General features: G+C 40.5%; 15 protein-coding genes and 1 pseudogene. 2 read left to right on the top strand and 14 right to left on the bottom strand.

The genetic code is table 11. The annotated features are described in order from the left end of the window. Positions 1-81 precede the first annotated feature (81 nt). From rsmA to CYJ57_RS00365, 5 genes are all read right to left on the bottom strand, one after another. Positions 82-909, bottom strand: coding sequence for a 16S rRNA (adenine(1518)-N(6)/adenine(1519)-N(6))-dimethyltransferase RsmA (gene rsmA / locus CYJ57_RS00385; protein ID WP_219525533.1), 828 nt, complete (start codon positions 907-909; stop codon positions 82-84). Between the two features lie 37 nt (positions 910-946). Then, positions 947-1,534, bottom strand: coding sequence for a ribonuclease M5 (gene rnmV / locus CYJ57_RS00380; RefSeq protein WP_101953638.1), 588 nt, complete (start codon positions 1,532-1,534; stop codon positions 947-949). Continuing rightward, positions 1,534-2,364, bottom strand: coding sequence for a TatD family hydrolase (locus CYJ57_RS00375; RefSeq protein ID WP_101953637.1), 831 nt, complete (start codon positions 2,362-2,364; stop codon positions 1,534-1,536). Before CYJ57_RS00375 ends, rnmV begins: the two co-directional genes overlap by 1 nt. Next, entirely contained in the window at positions 2,345-4,402 is a 2,058-nt protein-coding gene (gene metG, locus CYJ57_RS00370) for a methionine--tRNA ligase (RefSeq protein WP_180764340.1), read from the bottom strand. Before metG ends, CYJ57_RS00375 begins: the two co-directional genes overlap by 20 nt. A 96-nt stretch (positions 4,403-4,498) precedes the next feature. Further along, a complete protein-coding gene (locus CYJ57_RS00365) occupies positions 4,499-6,079 on the bottom strand; it encodes a C40 family peptidase (RefSeq protein WP_101953635.1) in 1,581 nt (526 codons plus the stop codon). 293 nt (positions 6,080-6,372) lie between these two features. Between CYJ57_RS00365 and tyrS the strand changes: the two genes are divergently transcribed. Together tyrS and CYJ57_RS00350 are read left to right on the top strand one after the other, a co-directional pair. Beyond that, complete coding sequence (gene tyrS, locus CYJ57_RS00360; protein WP_101953634.1) at positions 6,373-7,644, top strand: tyrosine--tRNA ligase; 1,272 nt, start codon at positions 6,373-6,375, stop codon at positions 7,642-7,644. A 193-nt stretch (positions 7,645-7,837) separates the two neighbouring features. Further along, on the top strand, positions 7,838-8,041 hold the full coding sequence (locus CYJ57_RS00350) for an IS3 family transposase (protein ID WP_040442786.1): 204 nt from the start codon (positions 7,838-7,840) through the stop codon (positions 8,039-8,041). A 227-nt stretch (positions 8,042-8,268) separates the two neighbouring features. Here the strand turns inward: CYJ57_RS00350 and CYJ57_RS00345 are convergent, their stop codons facing one another. The 9 genes and pseudogenes from CYJ57_RS00345 to CYJ57_RS00310 form a co-directional block, all read right to left on the bottom strand. Then, on the bottom strand, positions 8,269-8,679 hold the full coding sequence (locus tag CYJ57_RS00345) for an OsmC family protein (RefSeq protein ID WP_040442783.1): 411 nt from the start codon (positions 8,677-8,679) through the stop codon (positions 8,269-8,271). Between the two features lie 55 nt (positions 8,680-8,734). Continuing rightward, positions 8,735-9,901 (bottom strand): cobalamin-independent methionine synthase II family protein, encoded by a 1,167-nt coding sequence (locus tag CYJ57_RS00340; RefSeq protein WP_006700800.1) that lies wholly within the window; start codon positions 9,899-9,901, stop codon positions 8,735-8,737. A 66-nt stretch (positions 9,902-9,967) separates the two neighbouring features. Further along, the gene (locus tag CYJ57_RS00335; RefSeq protein ID WP_101953633.1) at positions 9,968-10,789 is read right to left on the bottom strand and encodes a phosphate/phosphite/phosphonate ABC transporter substrate-binding protein; all 822 of its coding nucleotides are present in this window, start codon (positions 10,787-10,789) and stop codon (positions 9,968-9,970) included. Between the two features lie 43 nt (positions 10,790-10,832). Further along, complete coding sequence (locus CYJ57_RS00330) at positions 10,833-11,966, bottom strand: acyl-CoA dehydrogenase family protein (RefSeq protein ID WP_101953632.1); 1,134 nt, start codon at positions 11,964-11,966, stop codon at positions 10,833-10,835. A 1,079-nt stretch (positions 11,967-13,045) separates the two neighbouring features. Beyond that, positions 13,046-13,945, bottom strand: a pseudogene (locus CYJ57_RS00325) (transposase); the annotation flags it as partial. A 175-nt stretch (positions 13,946-14,120) separates the two neighbouring features. Next, complete coding sequence (locus tag CYJ57_RS07775; protein WP_006700796.1) at positions 14,121-14,297, bottom strand: hypothetical protein; 177 nt, start codon at positions 14,295-14,297, stop codon at positions 14,121-14,123. Then, complete coding sequence (locus tag CYJ57_RS00320) at positions 14,297-15,004, bottom strand: NAD(P)H-dependent oxidoreductase (protein ID WP_101953630.1); 708 nt, start codon at positions 15,002-15,004, stop codon at positions 14,297-14,299. Before CYJ57_RS00320 ends, CYJ57_RS07775 begins: the two co-directional genes overlap by 1 nt. Continuing rightward, positions 15,001-16,422 (bottom strand): sensor histidine kinase, encoded by a 1,422-nt coding sequence (locus tag CYJ57_RS00315; protein ID WP_101953629.1) that lies wholly within the window; start codon positions 16,420-16,422, stop codon positions 15,001-15,003. The genes CYJ57_RS00320 and CYJ57_RS00315 overlap by 4 nt, the downstream gene beginning before the upstream one ends. Next, a complete protein-coding gene (locus CYJ57_RS00310; protein ID WP_006700793.1) occupies positions 16,419-17,141 on the bottom strand; it encodes a response regulator transcription factor in 723 nt (240 codons plus the stop codon). Before CYJ57_RS00310 ends, CYJ57_RS00315 begins: the two co-directional genes overlap by 4 nt. Positions 17,142-17,156 lie beyond the last annotated feature (15 nt).

The raw sequence follows: 17,156 nt of genomic DNA, 5'->3' as shown, positions 1-17,156 counted from the left end.
TGTGATAACGCTTGAATCTAAAAAAACGAACACAGCCCCTTTCACTTTATAGGTGAAAGCAGGCTGTGTTTTTCTTGCTCATTAATTGAGCGCATTAAAAGCTTGATAAAGTGCATAGAAATCATCGATTGTAAGTTCTTCTGCCCGTTGACTTGGATTAATCTGAGACTTATCTAACGCTACTTGCAATAATTCACTCTGTTCCTTGCCATAATAATTTCTCAAATTGTTCCAGAGTGTTTTTCTTCGTTGCGTAAAACACACTTGAACAAATTGTTCAAATACAGCAGTGTTTTCCACTGGAACAAGGGGCGTCTCACGTCTGGTCAACGTTAGAACAGCAGAATCAACATTCGGCGGTGGATTAAACACCGTTCTTGGTACGATAAATGATAATTCTGCTTCCATTGTATTTTGAATCGCAATCGATAAGGATCCATAATCTTTCGTTTGAGGTTGCGCAATCATCCGTTGTGCGACTTCTTTCTGCATCATCATGACCAACTTGCGGAACGGTAGCCCACTGGTGATTAACCCCATGATAATCGGCGTCGTAATATAATAAGGTAAGTTAGCGACTACAACTAAATCTTTCGCTTGGCGAAGATCTTGATATTCCGGCGCACCAAAATCCACTTCTAAAATATCTTGATGAACGACTTGAACATTATCATAATCTGACAACGTGTCTTCTAAGATCGTAATAAATCGCTGATCAATCTCAAAGGCATAAACTTGTTTACTGTGAAGCGCCAAAAATTCGGTCAACGCACCAATCCCTGGGCCAATTTCAATGACGGTCGTTTGATCCGTTAACGCTGCCGTCGTGACCATCTTGCGTAAAATATTCGTATCCATTAAGAAGTTTTGACCTAAACTTTTTTTCATTTTTATTTGGTATTGCTTCATAATTTCTGCCGTTCGTCGAGGATTGGCAATATAGACTTTAGATTCTTCCAAGATGTTCACCTTCTTCTAACGCTTGTTGTAATTTCTCCACTGTAATTTGATAACGAGCGAGTTGCTTTTGCAGTTGCTTACCATTCATACGTCCAATTCTGAAATAATTCGAAATATAATCGCGTCGGCACTGGGCACTTGAAGACGCAACGAGCCCAAATGCAATTAATTGAGCCAACGGGATATACGTAACTTGCTGTGAGTTTATCTCTATGGGGGTCATAACTTGCGCCAATGCCTCTCGGATACTCTCACCCGATGCATGTTCGACACCTAAACTTTGATGCTTGCGATGACTTAATGCTTGTTGTTGACTAAGATGCGCGTGCTTCACAGTTGGATACGTTTGACGAATTATTGCTCGAATTCGTTCCCCTGGATAATCAGGGTCAGTTAAAACAATCACGCCCGATTGTACATGCGCTCGGCCAATTTCATCGAGCACCGAGTCATCAATCGCTGATCCCCCTGTTTCAATCGTCTTAACTTCAGGACCGAATACCTCGACTAACCGTCGCGTGTCGTCCCGTCCTTCAACTACAATAAATTCTTGCGGAATCCACTGTTCAGCCACTAGATTTGCTCACCTTTCCAGCGAAATAGTTCAAACGCATTTTGAGTCGTTAATGCTGCTAAATCAGCGTAAGACATTTGGCGTACTTGAGCTAACCGCTCTGCAACATAGCGCACATATGCAGGTTGGTTTTGCTTCCCACGCATTGGCTCAGGCGCTAAATACGGTGCATCGGTTTCAATTAACAGTCGATGATCAGGAACAATCGCGGCAGCCTGACGGACTTCCTCCGTCCTTTTAAATGTCAATACACCACTAAAACTTAGATGCATTCCAAGATCTAAAAATCGCTTCGCATCATCGACTCCCTCGCCAAATGAATGCATAATCCCACCCGCATCCGGAATCCCTTCTTCTTTAAGAATTTGGTATACATCGTCTGTCGCGTCACGGTTATGTATCGTAATCGGTAAATTATGTTCTTTTGCGATGGCGATTTGGCGTCGAAATACACGCCACTGTTCCGCTTTGGTTGAGGTATCCCAATGATAATCTAAACCAATCTCACCGTACATTTTTACCTTTGGATGTTCCAATTGTTGCTCTATCCACCGTTCAACTTCACCATTGTAGCAATAAGCTTCCGTTGGATGCCAGCCAATCACGCTAATAATTTCATCGTATCTCTCACTTAAGGCAAGACTTCTTTCAATGGTTTCGCGGTCAAATCCAACAACTGCAAAATAACCGACACCTTGATCATGCGCTTGTTGAATGATTTGATCCTCTTGCCCTTTAAAGGCTGTCGCATTGAGGTGGGTATGCGTATCAAATAAACGTTGCATAATTTCCTTTCTCTCTACTAAATCTCTAGCCGAGTAATGTGCCATTTGGAACTTCTGGACTGATGGTCACGACTTTTAATTCGCCATTCGCTTCTGTGGATAGAATCATCCCTTGACTAATATATCCCATCATTTTACGTGGTTTTAAGTTCGCTACAATCGCTACCTTTTCTCCAATTAGTGCTTCCGGTTGAGGGTAATATTTCGCAATGCCAGATAAAATTTGGCGGTGTCCCTCATCCCCAGCATCTAATCTAAATCGTAATAATTTATTTGAACCTTTGACGGGGACAACATCCATTACTTCGGCGACTTTCAATTCAGTTTGAATAAATTGATCAAACTCGACATGTTCCACTTCGTCATAAGCTAACTGAACTTCTTCAGGGTTCCAAGATGGGTCGTCAACTTTAGGTTGAGCATTGACTGACTTCGGACGCATCATTTCTTGGATAAAAGCCATTTCTTCTTCCATCTCAAGACGTGGGAAGAGTGGTTGCCCTTTCTTGACGACTTGATGTTCAGCGGTCAGTTGATTGAATTCGACTTCCGTTAAATCTAAAGCAAGCTGATCACTTAACCCGAGCTGTTCTAAAATTTGTTCAGCTGCATGCGGTATCACTGGACGTAATAAATGACTCACAACACGCAAGCTATCTGCTAGGTGATACATTACCGAAGCCAACTCTGCTTTGCGTTCTTCATCTTTCGCTAGAACCCATGGTTCTGTTTCATCGATATATTTATTCGTACGAGAAACTATCGCCATCACACAATCTAAAGCTTCACTAATTTCAATTTGATCCATCGTTTGATGATATTTTCCCAGTAGTTCTCGGACTGTGGCTTCGTAACTCGAATCGATCACAGTTTCTTCAAGTGAATGGGTTGGGATTTCACCGTCGAAATACTTATTAATCATCGCAATCGTACGGTTTAATAAGTTTCCTAAATCATTTGATAATTCTGAATTTAAGGTTTGAATAAATCCTTCCGGAGTGAAGACGGAATCATTTCCGCCACTCATTTCACGTAATAAGAAATAACGTGTCGCATCTAATCCGTAACGATCTATTAACATCTCAGGATAGATGACGTTCCCCATTGATTTACTCATCTTCCCGTCTTTCATCACTAACCAGCCATGGGCAAAAATTTGTTTCGGTAATGGTAAGTCTAAAGCCATCAGTAACGCCGGCCAATAAATCATGTGGAAACGTGAAATATCCTTACCGATTACATGCACATCTGCCGGCCAATAATGGTCAAACAGACGCGTATCTTCTGAACCATAACCTAACGCTGAAATATAGTTTGATAAGGCGTCAATCCAAACATAGACTACGTGTTCTGGATTTGATTTAACAGGCACTCCCCATGAGAACGTTGTTCGCGAAACCGCTAAATCTTCGAGGCCCGGCTTAATGAAGTTATTAATCATTTCATTTTTACGAAAAGCAGGGACTAAAAAGTCTGGATGTGTCTCATAGTATTCTACGAGTCGATCAGCATATTTACTTAATTTAAAGAAATATGACGCTTCTTGAACCCGTTTGACTTCATGGCCAGAAGGAGCCACTCCACCAATCACATTCCCCTCTTCATCACGATAGACTTCAATCAATTGTGATACTGTAAAGAATTCCTCATCACTGACCGAGTACCAACCTGAATATTCACCTAAGTAAATATCGCCTTGCTCAAGTAATCTCTCAAAAATTTGTTGCACTGCTGCAACGTGTTGTTTATCGGTGGTTCGAATAAATCCATCATAGGTAATTTCTAATTTTTCCCACAAATCTTTAATATATGTTGCCATTTCATCAACATATTGTTGCGGGTGAATTCCTTCTTGTTCGGCTTTCGCTTCGATTTTTTGACCATGTTCATCCATACCCGTTAAGAAATAAACATCATAATTCATCAAGCGTTTATAACGTGCCATAGCATCGCAGACTAACGTTGAATACGTATTCCCGATATGCAAACGACCACTCGGGTAATAGATTGGTGTCGTAATATAATATGTAGGTTGTGTTTCAGTCACACGGAGTCCTCCTTTTAAATAAATGTACCTTCTCATTATAGCATAGAAAGTATTCATTGAGCTGATGAGATAGCAGCTAACAACAAAAAAGCTTTCTGAATTTTCAGAAAGCTTTTAGCGTAAATTTTCTAATTATTTGTTAACACGAACAGCGAAACTTGGCATGAAATAATCACTTACTGTTCCATATGATAATGGACGTCCAAAGTCTACTGCGTGTAAGTAGTTACCATTACCTGTTGCTAATGCTACGTGGTATGGAGCTCCTTCGCCATTTGACCAGAAGTATAGGTCTCCTGCTTGAGCTTCACCGACACCGATGCGGCTTCCTGAATTTTGTTGTTCACCAGTCCAGCCACCTACGTTGATGCCATAAACTTGTTGGAATACGTAGTATACATAGCCTGAACAGTCAAATCCACCAGGTTGTTTACCACCCCATACATAAGGTGTTCCAATAAATTGTTCAGCAAATGAAATCAGTGACTGAACGTTTGCTTGAGCAACTTGACTTGCTTCTTCAGCTTGGGCTGCTGCTGCTTTAGCACGTTCTGCTTCTTCACGAGCAGCTTGAGCTTCTTCAGGTGTCACAGCTGTCCATGATTGTTCTGTTTCAACTTCTTCAACTACAGCTTCAGTTTCTTCAACCGGTGCTTCTGTCTCTTCCACAGGTTCCCATGCCATTTCTGGTTCCACTTGTTCTACTTCAACAGGTTCTTGTGTCAAGGTTTCTGGCGCCGCTTCTTGTACAACACCTACATTTGCTTCTGCTTCTTGAGCAGCTGCTTCTGCTTGTTGTGCATAAGCTCTAGCTTGTTCAGCTTCAGCTGCTGCTTGGTCTGCTTCTGCTTGAGCTTGAGCAATCGCTGCATCTTGTGCTTGTGCTTCAGCAAGGGCTTGGTTATATTGCGCTTGTAATTCAGCTTCAGAAGTCGCTTGACTTGCCGCTGCAACGGATGCTTCTAGTGAAGCTTGATTTGCTGCTGCTTCTTGTGCTAATTGCGCTTCATAAGCTAAACGTTGTTGTTCTAAATATTGTTCTCTTTCAGCAACTAGCGCATCGCGTTGTGCTGCTGCTAAGGTAATATCATTCGTTAATTGGTTATAAGCTTCTTCTTGTGAAGCGGTTTGTGTCGCTAACTCAACTTTTGCTGTTTCAAGTTCTTTTTGTTTTGCTTCTTTTGCTTCTAAAGTTTCAACCGCTTGTGCATGTTTTGTTTCAACGGCTTCTTTATCTGCAATTTGTAATTGGATTAAATCTTTATTCGCTGAAACCATGCGATTAATCACATCGACACGTCCAACTAAATCTGTAACAGATTTAGATGAAGCAACATAATTTAAATAATTTGCTGAACCGTTCGATACTTGAACTGCACGTGCTTGTTCTTCTAATAGTTGCTCACGGTTCGCAATTGTTTCTTCAAGTACTGCAATCTCTTCTTCGATTTCTTTCAAAGTGCGAGTATCTTCAGCAATTGCCTTAGAAATTTCAGCTGATTCATCTTGAATCTTTTCAATTTCTTGGTATGCAGCTTGTAATTTTTGGTGTAATTCAGCTTGAGATGCTGAGAGTCCTTCAATTTGTACGATGGTATCGTTAATTAATGCATCAAAGTCTTGCGCATAGGTTGCGACTGGACCACTCAATGCCCCTACCGTTAATGCCGAAGCTAAAACTTTAGTAACGAATCGTTTCGATGATACTGTCATTATTTTCGGGCTCCTTTTTCTTATTATTAGTTATTAATTAAAAGTTTGATTTATATTTTAAAAATTGTTTATCAAGTAACGTTATCACGCTACGATAGATGTATCGTATCATAGATTCAGATCCATTTTAACAAGAAATTCAAATCGTATTTTACTTGTAATAATACTGTAAAATAGCAATTTTTCCTTAGGTTTTTCTTAACTATTTCTTAAGAATTAGTCGACTTCAGCTTGTTTATCTTTACAGCAACTTCTATAATAAAACATAAATAAATCAAACTAGGAGAATCTACATGACACAAAATATTTTAGATGATTTAAAATGGCGTGGTGCGATTAACCAGCAAACGGATGAAGAAGGCTTACATGAACTGATCGATCAAAAATCGATTGGTATTTATTGTGGTGTTGATCCGACGGGCCCTTCGATGCATATTGGGCATTTAATTCCATTTATGATTCTTAAACGATTCCAACTTGCAGGACATCATCCGATGATTGTCATTGGAGGAGCTACCGGATCGATTGGGGACCCAAGTGGCCGTACAAGTGAACGTACACAACAATCTTTTGAGGTTGTCAAGGAGAATGCACATCGATTGACCCAACAAATGGACCATCTCTTCTTAAAAGGTGATGTCGATAGTAGTGGATTTCGTATTATGAACAACTACGATTGGCTAGGTAAGATTAGCCTTATCGACTTCTTACGCGATTTTGGTAAGCATTTTAATGTTAATACAATGCTAGCTAAGGATGTTGTTGCCAGTCGGTTAGAGCATGGTATTTCGTATACTGAATTTACTTACCAAATTCTACAGTCAATTGATTTCCACTATTTATTAACACACCATGACATCCAAGTTCAAATCGGTGGGGCCGACCAATGGGGAAATATTACCTCTGGGCTTGACTTTATCCGTCGCAAGGAAGGTTCTGAGACACAAGCGTATGGATTGACCATTCCTTTGATGACAAAATCTGACGGAACTAAATTTGGAAAATCAGCAGGGAACGCCATCTGGCTTGACCCTGATATGACTTCTCCATATGAGTTTTACCAATTCTGGTACAATCAGCAGGACGAAGATATTGTCAAATTCTTAAAATACTTTACATTCCTAAGCCACGAAGAAATCGAAGAACTTGAAGAAGAAATTAAAGAGCGCCCTCATCTTCGCGTCGCTCAACGTCGCTTAGCAGAAGAGGTAACCCGCTTTGTTCATAGTGAAGAAGCTTTAAGGGACGCACAATATATTACGGAGGCTTTCTTTACTGGAGATGTCGGATCGCTCAGCCCAGAACAAATCAAGATTGCTGCTGCAAGCTTGCCTTCTTTCACAGCCGCCAAAGAAGCTGCCAACTTACCTGTTTGGTTAGTCGACACAGGGATTGTCAGTTCAAGACGTCAAGCACGTGAGTTCGTATCAAATGGTGCCATCTCAATCAATGGCCGCGTAATTGATGATGTGGACTATGAAATTTCGCCAGCCGATGCGATTGGAGAAAAATATATTATTGTTCGACGTGGTAAGAAAAACTACTTCGTCGTAACTTTTGAATAAAAAACAATAAGAGGCTGTAAGATAAGTCCTCAAAAAAGTCCAGATTTTTATTCGATAAGAATAAAAATTCTGGACCTTTTTATTTACTCCAATTATCAGCGCCAACTTCCTCAAGTTCGTGGCCATTAATGCCAACCCAATCTCATTATGAACCTTATCAATCCCTCTTACATGGAATCGGTTGAACCCCTAATTGGCCTTCAAATTTCCGAATGCGGGTTCCACATCCGTTTTTCGAAGGCTGTATATTGAGCTGTATTCTGGAAAAGTTTATCGAAGTTACGGTGAATTAAAACAAGCAATCATTGATTATATTCGTTACTATAACGAGGTGCGAATTAAGGAAAAGTTAAGTTGGTTAAGTCCAGTTGAATATCGAGAAACACTGGCTGCTTAAGGAATAGCCTTAAACAAACAAAAAGAGAGACAAGCATAAAACTATGCCTATCTCTCTGGTCCAACTATTTGAGGTCACTCTAACTCCTCTAAAAAAGGTCACTATAAAAATGATCAAACTTATCACATAAGGAATTGTGGTATCCAATAAAGCCTCGCGCATCGTTTCCCATTTAATGTTCGAATGCCTCTCCAATTACTCTCCCCTTTTTAATATTATTATATACTCTACAACACAAACTCGATATTTAAATTTATTTCTTGTCCCTTATCAATTAATTGATAAACAGGATTAAATAATTGAGCATTTCTCATTAAAACGCTAACTTTTTCACAATCATCTGTATCCGCATAATAAAATAGCTTTATTCTAATATCTTTAATCAGACTTGGATCAGAATAACCTCTTACAGGTATCATTCGCAATGGATTCGTCAGTTGAGCTTGGACTGTTCCTTCAATCTCATCTAAAAAAATATCATTCTGCTTTAATTCTTTAATAGCAGTTATAATTGTTGATGATAATAAGCTCGAAAGAAGATAAGAGATAGCCGTAATCTGCTCAAATTCAATATCAAAAGATATTACTTCGTTCACTTCAATATTTTGTCGATCCGTATATACATTTACTGTATCCAAGTTGGGACATGTTCCCCTCATAAACAGATTATAATATAGTGACTCGTCGGGCTTTTTAGCTTTCATACCTTGCTCTCAATTCTTCTTTGACTTTCTGAAGCACCGCCAGTTTTTCCTCGATATAAGGATAGCTATTCACCGGCTTCTTGGCGAAGGTCGCAAAGCCACAATCAGGATTCAATAGAATACGTTCGGCTGGCAAGTAGTTCAACAACTCTTCCGCTCGCTCAATGATCGCCTCCGCTGATTCAGTCTCATCCTGGCGCGGATTCATCACACCCAGTCCTAGCGAGGCCCGCTCAAACAGCTGATGCCCCTCAAACAACGAGCCCAGACTACCCGCACGATCGGTCGAGTACTCCAAAAAATAGATATCGGCCGCCACTGCTTCAAATAAATCTAACAGCGGTGTATAAGGACCGGTGAGAAGAATGGTCTCATCCTTACTCCAGTTACCCCGGCAGACGTGTAAGCCGACTTTAGATTTTGCTCGGTCCACCGTCTGGAAGACAGCTTGCAACAAGCCGGTGGCAAATTCAAGTTCCTCTGTCGGATCTTTCTTTTCAGATAGTGACGCACACATAAAGGTCCTGGTATTCCCCGGTGAGAAGACCACTTCCGTCAGTACCGGCTCATCAAACTGGATAATCTCAACACCACGAACTTGAATGGCTGCAATCTCCTCCTTGAAGGCCTGAATCACATCTACCGCCAAGGCTTCTTTGGAATCATAGTATTGATCGGATAAGCCCTTAAGCCACATAGAACGAGTCACCAGATAAGGGCCTGGCAGCGTGATCTTCTTCGGACGATCGGTTAATTCATGTAACAGATCAAGTTCGCCGCCTACCAAGGGCTGCCGCCGCTTGACCGGTCCCACACAGATCGCATTCTTAATACTATTGGCTGGCACATCCAGAATCGACAACATCTCTTCATAAGCTTTCTTATCCTCGATATAAGGTAGCAAATCACTCATGCTCATCATCTTGACCCCACCTAAGGCCTCAGCAATGAAGGAGACATAATTATCACGTGACAATTCTCCACTGGTGATATAGTCCACCGCATAGGCCTCCTGCAGGCGCACTACCGCCTCGGTGGCAGTATGAATCATCTGGTCATACTCAGCTTGAGTGATCCGTTCCTTGGCCAAATCTCTCCTTGCTTTCAGTAGTTCTTGTCCTCGGGGCATACTCCCCATTAACGACACTTCGAACATCTACACACCTCTTTCATCCTTGACAACTAGCCACGTTCTTGATGAGTCTTTTGACCACGAACGATTCTAGCTTTCAAAGAAGTTCATGTAATCGACTGCTTTACGGATCTCTTCGAAATTAGTGGTTCGCCCTGGTAACCATTCTTTCAAGCCTTCAAGGTCGAGAATTTCCTTGTCCTCTTCTTTGTTGTAGTCCATTAACATCAATACTTCGTTGAAGGCTTGTAGATCTTCATCTGGCACCTCGTTATGAGCGGTGAAGATGCAGTGGTCGAAGGAGTTGGTCTTGCCGATCACTTCAAGTTGATTACCATCGACTGTTCCGTCCCGGGTCCAAGCTTGATAGTTCCCTTCAATGGCGAAGCCAGCCACATTCTCTCCAGCTTCAACCGACTTGATCGCATCGAGTTCGCCCCCGGTATGGTCACCGTCCAGACCCACACCAATATCATAGCGCACTTCTTCATAGTCTTTGCCGAATTCCAGACCATTTTCACGTAGATATTGAATCGGAATTAAGCGCGCTTGAGGTGAGTCAATTGCACCAAAGGCAATTTTTTGGCCCTTGAGATCTTCCACAGACTTGATGCCGCTATCTTTTTTAGCGACTAAAACGGTATGCAAGTCGCGGTCGGTATCCCGCATCAACCCATATTTGACATCACCCTTAGTACGTAGCTCCGCTTCCCGATTAGCTAGTGGTGAGTTCCATGCCACGTCAATTTCTTTTTTGATCAAAGCATCAATCTGACTGCGATATTCATCGAAGAAGACCGGTTCAATCAAGATCCCTTGATCCTTATCCTCGATGAATTTGCCAATCATATCCCAAACAATCGTAATTTTGGGGTCATAAATAACAGCACCGACTTTTAATTTTTTGGTCATTAAATATTCCTCCTTGTTCATCTAATTATCTTCCAACCGCTGATTATGGAATCGGTTGATCGGTCAGGACACTACCAATCCATTGATGTAAGATATCGACACTTGGTGCCATCACTTGGCCAGCCAGTCCGTCGGCTAGATAACGTGAGAAGTTACGGAATTGACTATAAGCCCGTCCCCCACCGATTAACATACCCAAGCGACCTGACTCAACAACATTCTCAATCGCAATCACACGGGCTGAGAGGATCTTAGGTAGTGCATCGGCAACACCTTCTCTGGCTGCTAGCGCAGAACACTTACATGCGCTTACCCCTGCGTTGGCATAGTTATAGATACGTGATAAGTGAAGTTTGATAGAATCCACATTAGCTAAGGTACTTCCATCAGGGAAAGTCCGATCTTTAGCATGGAAGATTGCTTCGTTAGAAATCGCTACATTAAGACCACTATAGACAGCGGCTAATCCTTGTACAAAGAGTGGCGCCACTAGAGTTAAGATTTGTTCCATACCTGAATTTTCTTCGCCTGTTCGATATTCTTCACTCAATTTGACATCTTCCATATACATTGGGCATGAGACATTCGCTTTCAGGCCAATCCCATTCCAACGTTCCATCTTGAATGTAACACCATCTGTTGCCAGTGGTACAATGAAGTTATCGGTATCCGCTTTTCCTTCCCCGGTCTTAGCAATTACCATGTAGTATGATGCTGCCGTTGCGGAGGTAACCATACTCTTACCTCCATTAATAATCCATTGGTCACCCTCTTTAACAGCGCGAGTCTTATCTGGATAGTAGAAGTTTACTCCAGAACCAGATTCAGAGTAAGCTAAAGCAAGGATTTTACCTTCTTCGAGAACTTCTTTAACGATTTTAGCTCGTATATCTGATTTGGCTGCATTTAACACAATATTCAGGGCCACATTATGCATCATATAAGTCAAGCCGACTGTAGCTGAATGTATGGCAAAAGCCCGAATTATTTCAGAGTGATCATAAATATCGCCTCCCAAACCACCGTCTTCAGTAGGAATAAGAAGTTTGAGATAACCTTCCTGATGGAGTTTATTGAAGATTTCCATCGGGAATTCTTTTTTCTCATCCAATTCTCTCGCGACTGGCGCAATATGTTCTTCTGCAAACTTAACTGCTTGTTCGTAATATTCTGTCATTTTTTCTGCTCCTTTTAGATATACCTGGTAACCTGTGTTACCGCCATCTTGACGACAATTATATTTTTCGAGTTGATTAAATGATCAGAATACAATTAAAACGCACGCTCAATAAGCCCATCTTAATGATGTGCTTAGTCAGTGAGTACACCTCTGGGGTGACGTTCAGTATAAGGGTCAATTGTTTCTAAGTTCAGGTCAATATTTCACAATGAAACACTCACCTAAACTTAGAAACAAATGATTTTTATACTCGTTGTCCCAACGCTTAGTGAGATGTACTCATCGTTTAAATTGTATTCCATTAATTAACATAACCTTACCTCCTTAAAAAAATCCTAAAGACAATCAATATAAACCTATCGTTTATAGCCAATTCAGGGTAATATGTATATCATCTCTTAAAACCTATACTCTTCATTGGCGTTTATATTTATACACTTCTAAAAGGTTTACAACACCCTCTCTTTAATGTTTGCGATGATTATAGCAAAGCTCAACCGAAAGTTCAACATGTGTTTTATATATATATATATAAATGGAAGTTATATTTACTTTCTCCATCTATACAACGGCAATGACAAATAAGAATCATCACGCATTATCCATACGTGTTTGATTAGCAATCTTTAAAAAATTGTTACACAATTCGATGGTTGTTTTCGTATTGTTTATCTAATCTACCCTATCATGTTTCAGTATAATTACCGACGCTCCCACTACATATAAGAATTATGAATTCATCATACGATATTTATATCCGTAAAACACTCATATTATAAGTTGAGTTGATGTCGTATTATATTAAATCCATTCATATGAACATAATTATCTATTGTTCAAATAAATTGTGCTTCTTTATATAATGCTTACTAACTATTTAACGCCCCACCTAACAATTTAACACCAACCCCGCTCTCAACTTTTAAAGAGTGCACCTCCCCATCTCACCCACCAATTTCCACCCTTTCAGCAACCAAAAAAGCCCTGATATAGCCTCTCTACTCTCCAGTAAAACCGTTATATCAAGGCTTTTATACTCTATTAAATTGTATGCTTTGAGCCATTATCATTTCAGGAAACAGTTGATAGGCTAAAAAGAATTGATTACGGGTAGCGACTTGAAGATTATAACCTGGCTTGAGTTGCCCATTACGCATGGGATCTTCCTTCATTCGTATAAAAGTCGCATCTTTGTCAGTTTTTGAATACGAGTTGCGTGAACCGAATGTTTCGTGCTGTTTTTGATAATTCATCGCTTTCGATTGGCGTTCCTTCACCTGCTTCATTTGACGCTTTAGAAAGCGTCGTTCTCGCTTATCAGGATTGGGGGACAGCTTGGGATTTGATTCAATTTGTTGTTCAAGATCCTGCAATTTGACTTCTAACACCGTAATGATTTCTCCTAAGTCCTCCACGGTTAGCGGGGTATCTTCAGGGATGGAGGCTCTGCCGTAATAATCGTACAATTCATTTAACAGTGTCACGAGTTGTTGGCGATTCATTTCTTCGTAGCGAATCGTATTCTTCTTCCAAACAAAAGTATACTTATTGGCATCAGCGAGTAACTTGGTACCATCAATAAATACTTTATCATCAATGAATCCCTGCTTTTTCAAAAATGAAACAAAATAGTCAAAGCTATCCGTCAAAATCTCCGCTAATTCATCAGAGCGTCTGAAACGGCAGATTGTCTCGTGACTGGGGCACTGTTCTTGTGTGAGCCATCTAGCCGGTAAATTCTCTTGTGCAAAACGAGCGATTGGTCGACTGGTAAAGATTCCCCTTGAATAAGCATATAGGAGAAGTTTTAACAACATGGAAAAATCATACTCTCTAGGTCGACCAAAGATATAGGGGTGATGAATTTCTAAAGTTTCAACAAATTCGTGAATCGTCCAGACGATATGATTGACTTCAGGAGAATATTGAGTTGAGAGTTCTAAAGTGAGTTGGTTTATGTTATAATGGTTACACATTGGAGGTAGTTCTTTCTGGATTATCTTTAAACAGAGGGTCTGCTCCTCTGTTTTTTATTTTTACTACCTTTATTATACCATTAAACCCACCAAGAATGTTGATATAATAACATTCTTGGTGGGTTTTTAGCCTGACTTATCTTACAGCCTCTTTATGTTGCAATAATTTAATTTTCTATCGTTCATCCCATTGTTCGGGGCTCCAAGCTTGGCCAACTTGTCGGTTTCGTGCGCCTTCAAGTAAAGTAGCCTGTTCATGACGCAACTGCTCAGCCACATAAATTAATGCCTTAGTTGGATATGTCTTAGCGAGCGTTTGCCATTCTTCAATTGGATATTCCTTCAATTCCACTAATACCACCATCCATTCATCGTAAATAATTCTTCAAGTTCATCCGCTTGATGGCTAATATCTTCTTGCCACATTTGGAAAGTTAATGCTTGAGTTGAATCGAGCGGCAAACTCGATATAGTGGGATGTGCTAATTGTTCCAAAATAAATTGTTGGAAAACTCGCAAGCTTCCTTGTTTCCCGGTGGATAAATAGCATGCATAAGTTAACATTAGACGCATTTGTGTCGGCTCATCCATCATGCTAAAACGATGGATTGCAAATGGCGCAAGATACTCCATCCGATAATAAGTAGCCAGCGCTTGATAGGGTGACAATAGTTGATCCATCGTAACTCCAACATCTTCTCCAGGATGGAATCGTGTCGCAGCAACATCTGCAGTAATTACTACGCCGAATTCTTTGCCTTGCATTTTTTGTGCCCATCCAGGATTGGACTGCCAATCTTGAAAGACCTCATCCATCCAAAACTTCAACAAACTAGGTGCTTGATACCAATACATTGGAAATTGAAAAATAAGTCGGTCATATTGCGCCAGTTGATCGCGGTAGCGATCACCATCGATTGGGTGGGTCATATCGCTGATCTCGTCAGCAAGAATTAGTACATCCGCTGAAGTATAAGCTTGACTCGTTTGATATAAAAATTGTTGCGTTGTTGAATTCACCCCTGCAGGGTGTCCTACAATAATTAAAGTTGATTTCATTGATTTCCTTTCGTTGTCTCTTGGTGGGGCAAATGAATAATAAACCGTGTTCCCTCACCTTTTTTACTTTCGACAAAAATTTGCCCATCGTGCGTTTCAATAATGGATTGGACAATCGCCAACCCGATTCCTGATTCACCAAACTCGGTGTTTTTACGCGACACATCGGCTTTATAGAATCGCTCCCAAATCCGATTCACTTCATCCGGATCTATTCCAATGCCAAAATCTTCTACAATCATCTCGCTATAATCTGAATGCATTGAGCCATGTAAAATAATGTCGCTTCCTTGACTGAATTGGATTGCATTGGTGACTAAATTAATGAGCACTTGTACAATTCGATCATAATCGCCCCAAATCACTAAATCTTCCGCTGCTTGAGTGAGAATCGTGTCATTTTTTTGTGCGGCTTTCTCACGCAACTGCGTTTGGATTTGTTCAAATAGCGCTACACCATTAATCGATTGCTTTTTCAAGACAATTTGTCGACTGCGAATTTTCTCATAATCTAAATTCTCATTCACCAAGCGCGTTAGTCGATGTGTTTCTTGTTCAATTAACTTCAAACTTCGATCTTGTTGATGTTCAGGAATTACTTTATGGATTAGTCCTTCCAGTAATCCACTCATCGTTGTGAGTGGGGTACGCATTTCATGCGCCACATCCATCATAAATTGTCTTCTAAGTTCTTCTTGACGTTTAATTTCCTCTTGGGAAGCAATCAAAGACTGAGTCATACTATCAAAATCGCGTGCCAAGTCACCATATTCATCATGCGAAGAAGTGTCTAGAACGACATCAAAGTTGCCTTGTCCAATTTGCTGGGTCGCCTCTTGTAACCGACGAATTTTGCGCGTACTGTAATTTGAATAAAATGCACTTAATGCACCACCGATGATTAACGAAATGGATAGCGAAACTGCAATCGTCACCCTCAGGCTGTGTAACTGCTCTTCTAAATCATTGAGCGGCGCAGCCAGACTAATAAATCCCGATGGAAACTCCCCCACATCTTGGTGCGGTAAATAAACCATTAAGTAAGTCTCTGTTCCATGATCAGATATTTGCCGCTCAACCGAACGAAATCCCAAATAATTTCCTGACTGAAGCTTCGCTAATTCTTCCTGGGTTAAGCTTGATTGATAGCGTTGGTCATAAGTTGGATAGATAATTCGCCCGTCGGATAAATAAACTTGGATCGAAATATTTTCGCGAGCCAATAGCTGTGATGTCCGTACTAGATCATAACGAGAAAAATTATTGTTAACAATATTATTCCCATAATTAAGCAATTGTTGTTCTCGCGAATCAATTAAATTATCACTAATTTGGCGCTCAATTCGAAAAGCAAACAACATAATGGCAATGACAATGATTAAGGAGAATCCTAATAATTGTTGCCAAAATACTTTCATGCTTCCTCACCTGGTGCTTCGTATTTATAACCTACACCCCAGACTGTTTGAATCACTTGCGGTCCAACTGCCTCGATTTTTTGGCGAAGCTTCTTAATATGCGCATCAACCGTCCGCTCATCACCATAAAATGGATCTTCCCACAAACTCGTTAATAAATCATCTCGGCTAAAGACCCGCTTGGGACTTTGGACAAATGTCACCAAAAGATCAAATTCTTTCGGCGTTAGATTTTCAATTGGTTTATCATGGTAATAGGCTTCGCGAGTTGATGTATTAATATGAATTAAGTCTGTCTCAACATCGAATTCACTCGTTTTTTGTGATGTTTCTTCACTTGTTACATGATGATGTTGTGAACGACGATGCAGAGCTTTCATCCGAGCAATCAAAGTCATTGGGCTAAAAGGTTTGGTGACGTAATCATCTGCGCCGAGCTCTAGACCGATCACTTGGTCGCTCTCGGAGTCACGTGCCGTTAACATAATAATTGGCGTTTCTTTATCTTCTTCGCGAATCGCACGACAAATTTGAATGCCATCCATTGAAGGTAGATTTAAATCTAACAAGATAATGTCCCATTGATTCGATGCATTTTTATAGGCTTGATACCCTTCAAGTCCGTCTTGATAAAAGCTTGCGTTAAATTGTTCACTTTCAAAAAACATCGACATCATTTCAATTACAGAGTCATTATCTTCAATCATCAATATATTCATCGGTCTTCTCCTTTT

It is taken from the genome of Falseniella ignava (genome assembly GCF_002847645.1).
Taxonomy (GTDB): Bacteria; Bacillota; Bacilli; order Lactobacillales; family Aerococcaceae; genus Falseniella; species Falseniella ignava.
Note: the sequence above shows the minus strand (reverse complement) of the source record. Positions and strands in the feature narration are given on the sequence as shown.

What these genes read in the sequence shown, in the direction of transcription:
- rsmA (WP_219525533.1), bottom strand. Translation starts at nt 909, where the DNA reads ATGAAGCAATACCAAATAAAAATGAAAAAAAGTTTAGGTCAAAACTTC.
- CYJ57_RS00375 (WP_101953637.1), bottom strand. Translation starts at nt 2,364, where the DNA reads ATGGCACATTACTCGGCTAGAGATTTAGTAGAGAGAAAGGAAATTATG.
- metG (WP_180764340.1), bottom strand. Translation starts at nt 4,402, where the DNA reads ATGAGAAGGTACATTTATTTAAAAGGAGGACTCCGTGTGACTGAAACA.
- CYJ57_RS00365 (WP_101953635.1), bottom strand. Translation starts at nt 6,079, where the DNA reads ATGACAGTATCATCGAAACGATTCGTTACTAAAGTTTTAGCTTCGGCA.
- tyrS (WP_101953634.1), top strand. Translation starts at nt 6,373, where the DNA reads ATGACACAAAATATTTTAGATGATTTAAAATGGCGTGGTGCGATTAAC.
- CYJ57_RS00340 (WP_006700800.1), bottom strand. Translation starts at nt 9,901, where the DNA reads ATGTTCGAAGTGTCGTTAATGGGGAGTATGCCCCGAGGACAAGAACTA.
- CYJ57_RS00335 (WP_101953633.1), bottom strand. Translation starts at nt 10,789, where the DNA reads ATGACCAAAAAATTAAAAGTCGGTGCTGTTATTTATGACCCCAAAATT.
- CYJ57_RS00330 (WP_101953632.1), bottom strand. Translation starts at nt 11,966, where the DNA reads ATGACAGAATATTACGAACAAGCAGTTAAGTTTGCAGAAGAACATATT.
- CYJ57_RS00320 (WP_101953630.1), bottom strand. Translation starts at nt 15,004, where the DNA reads ATGAAATCAACTTTAATTATTGTAGGACACCCTGCAGGGGTGAATTCA.
- CYJ57_RS00315 (WP_101953629.1), bottom strand. Translation starts at nt 16,422, where the DNA reads ATGAAAGTATTTTGGCAACAATTATTAGGATTCTCCTTAATCATTGTC.
- CYJ57_RS00310 (WP_006700793.1), bottom strand. Translation starts at nt 17,141, where the DNA reads ATGAATATATTGATGATTGAAGATAATGACTCTGTAATTGAAATGATG.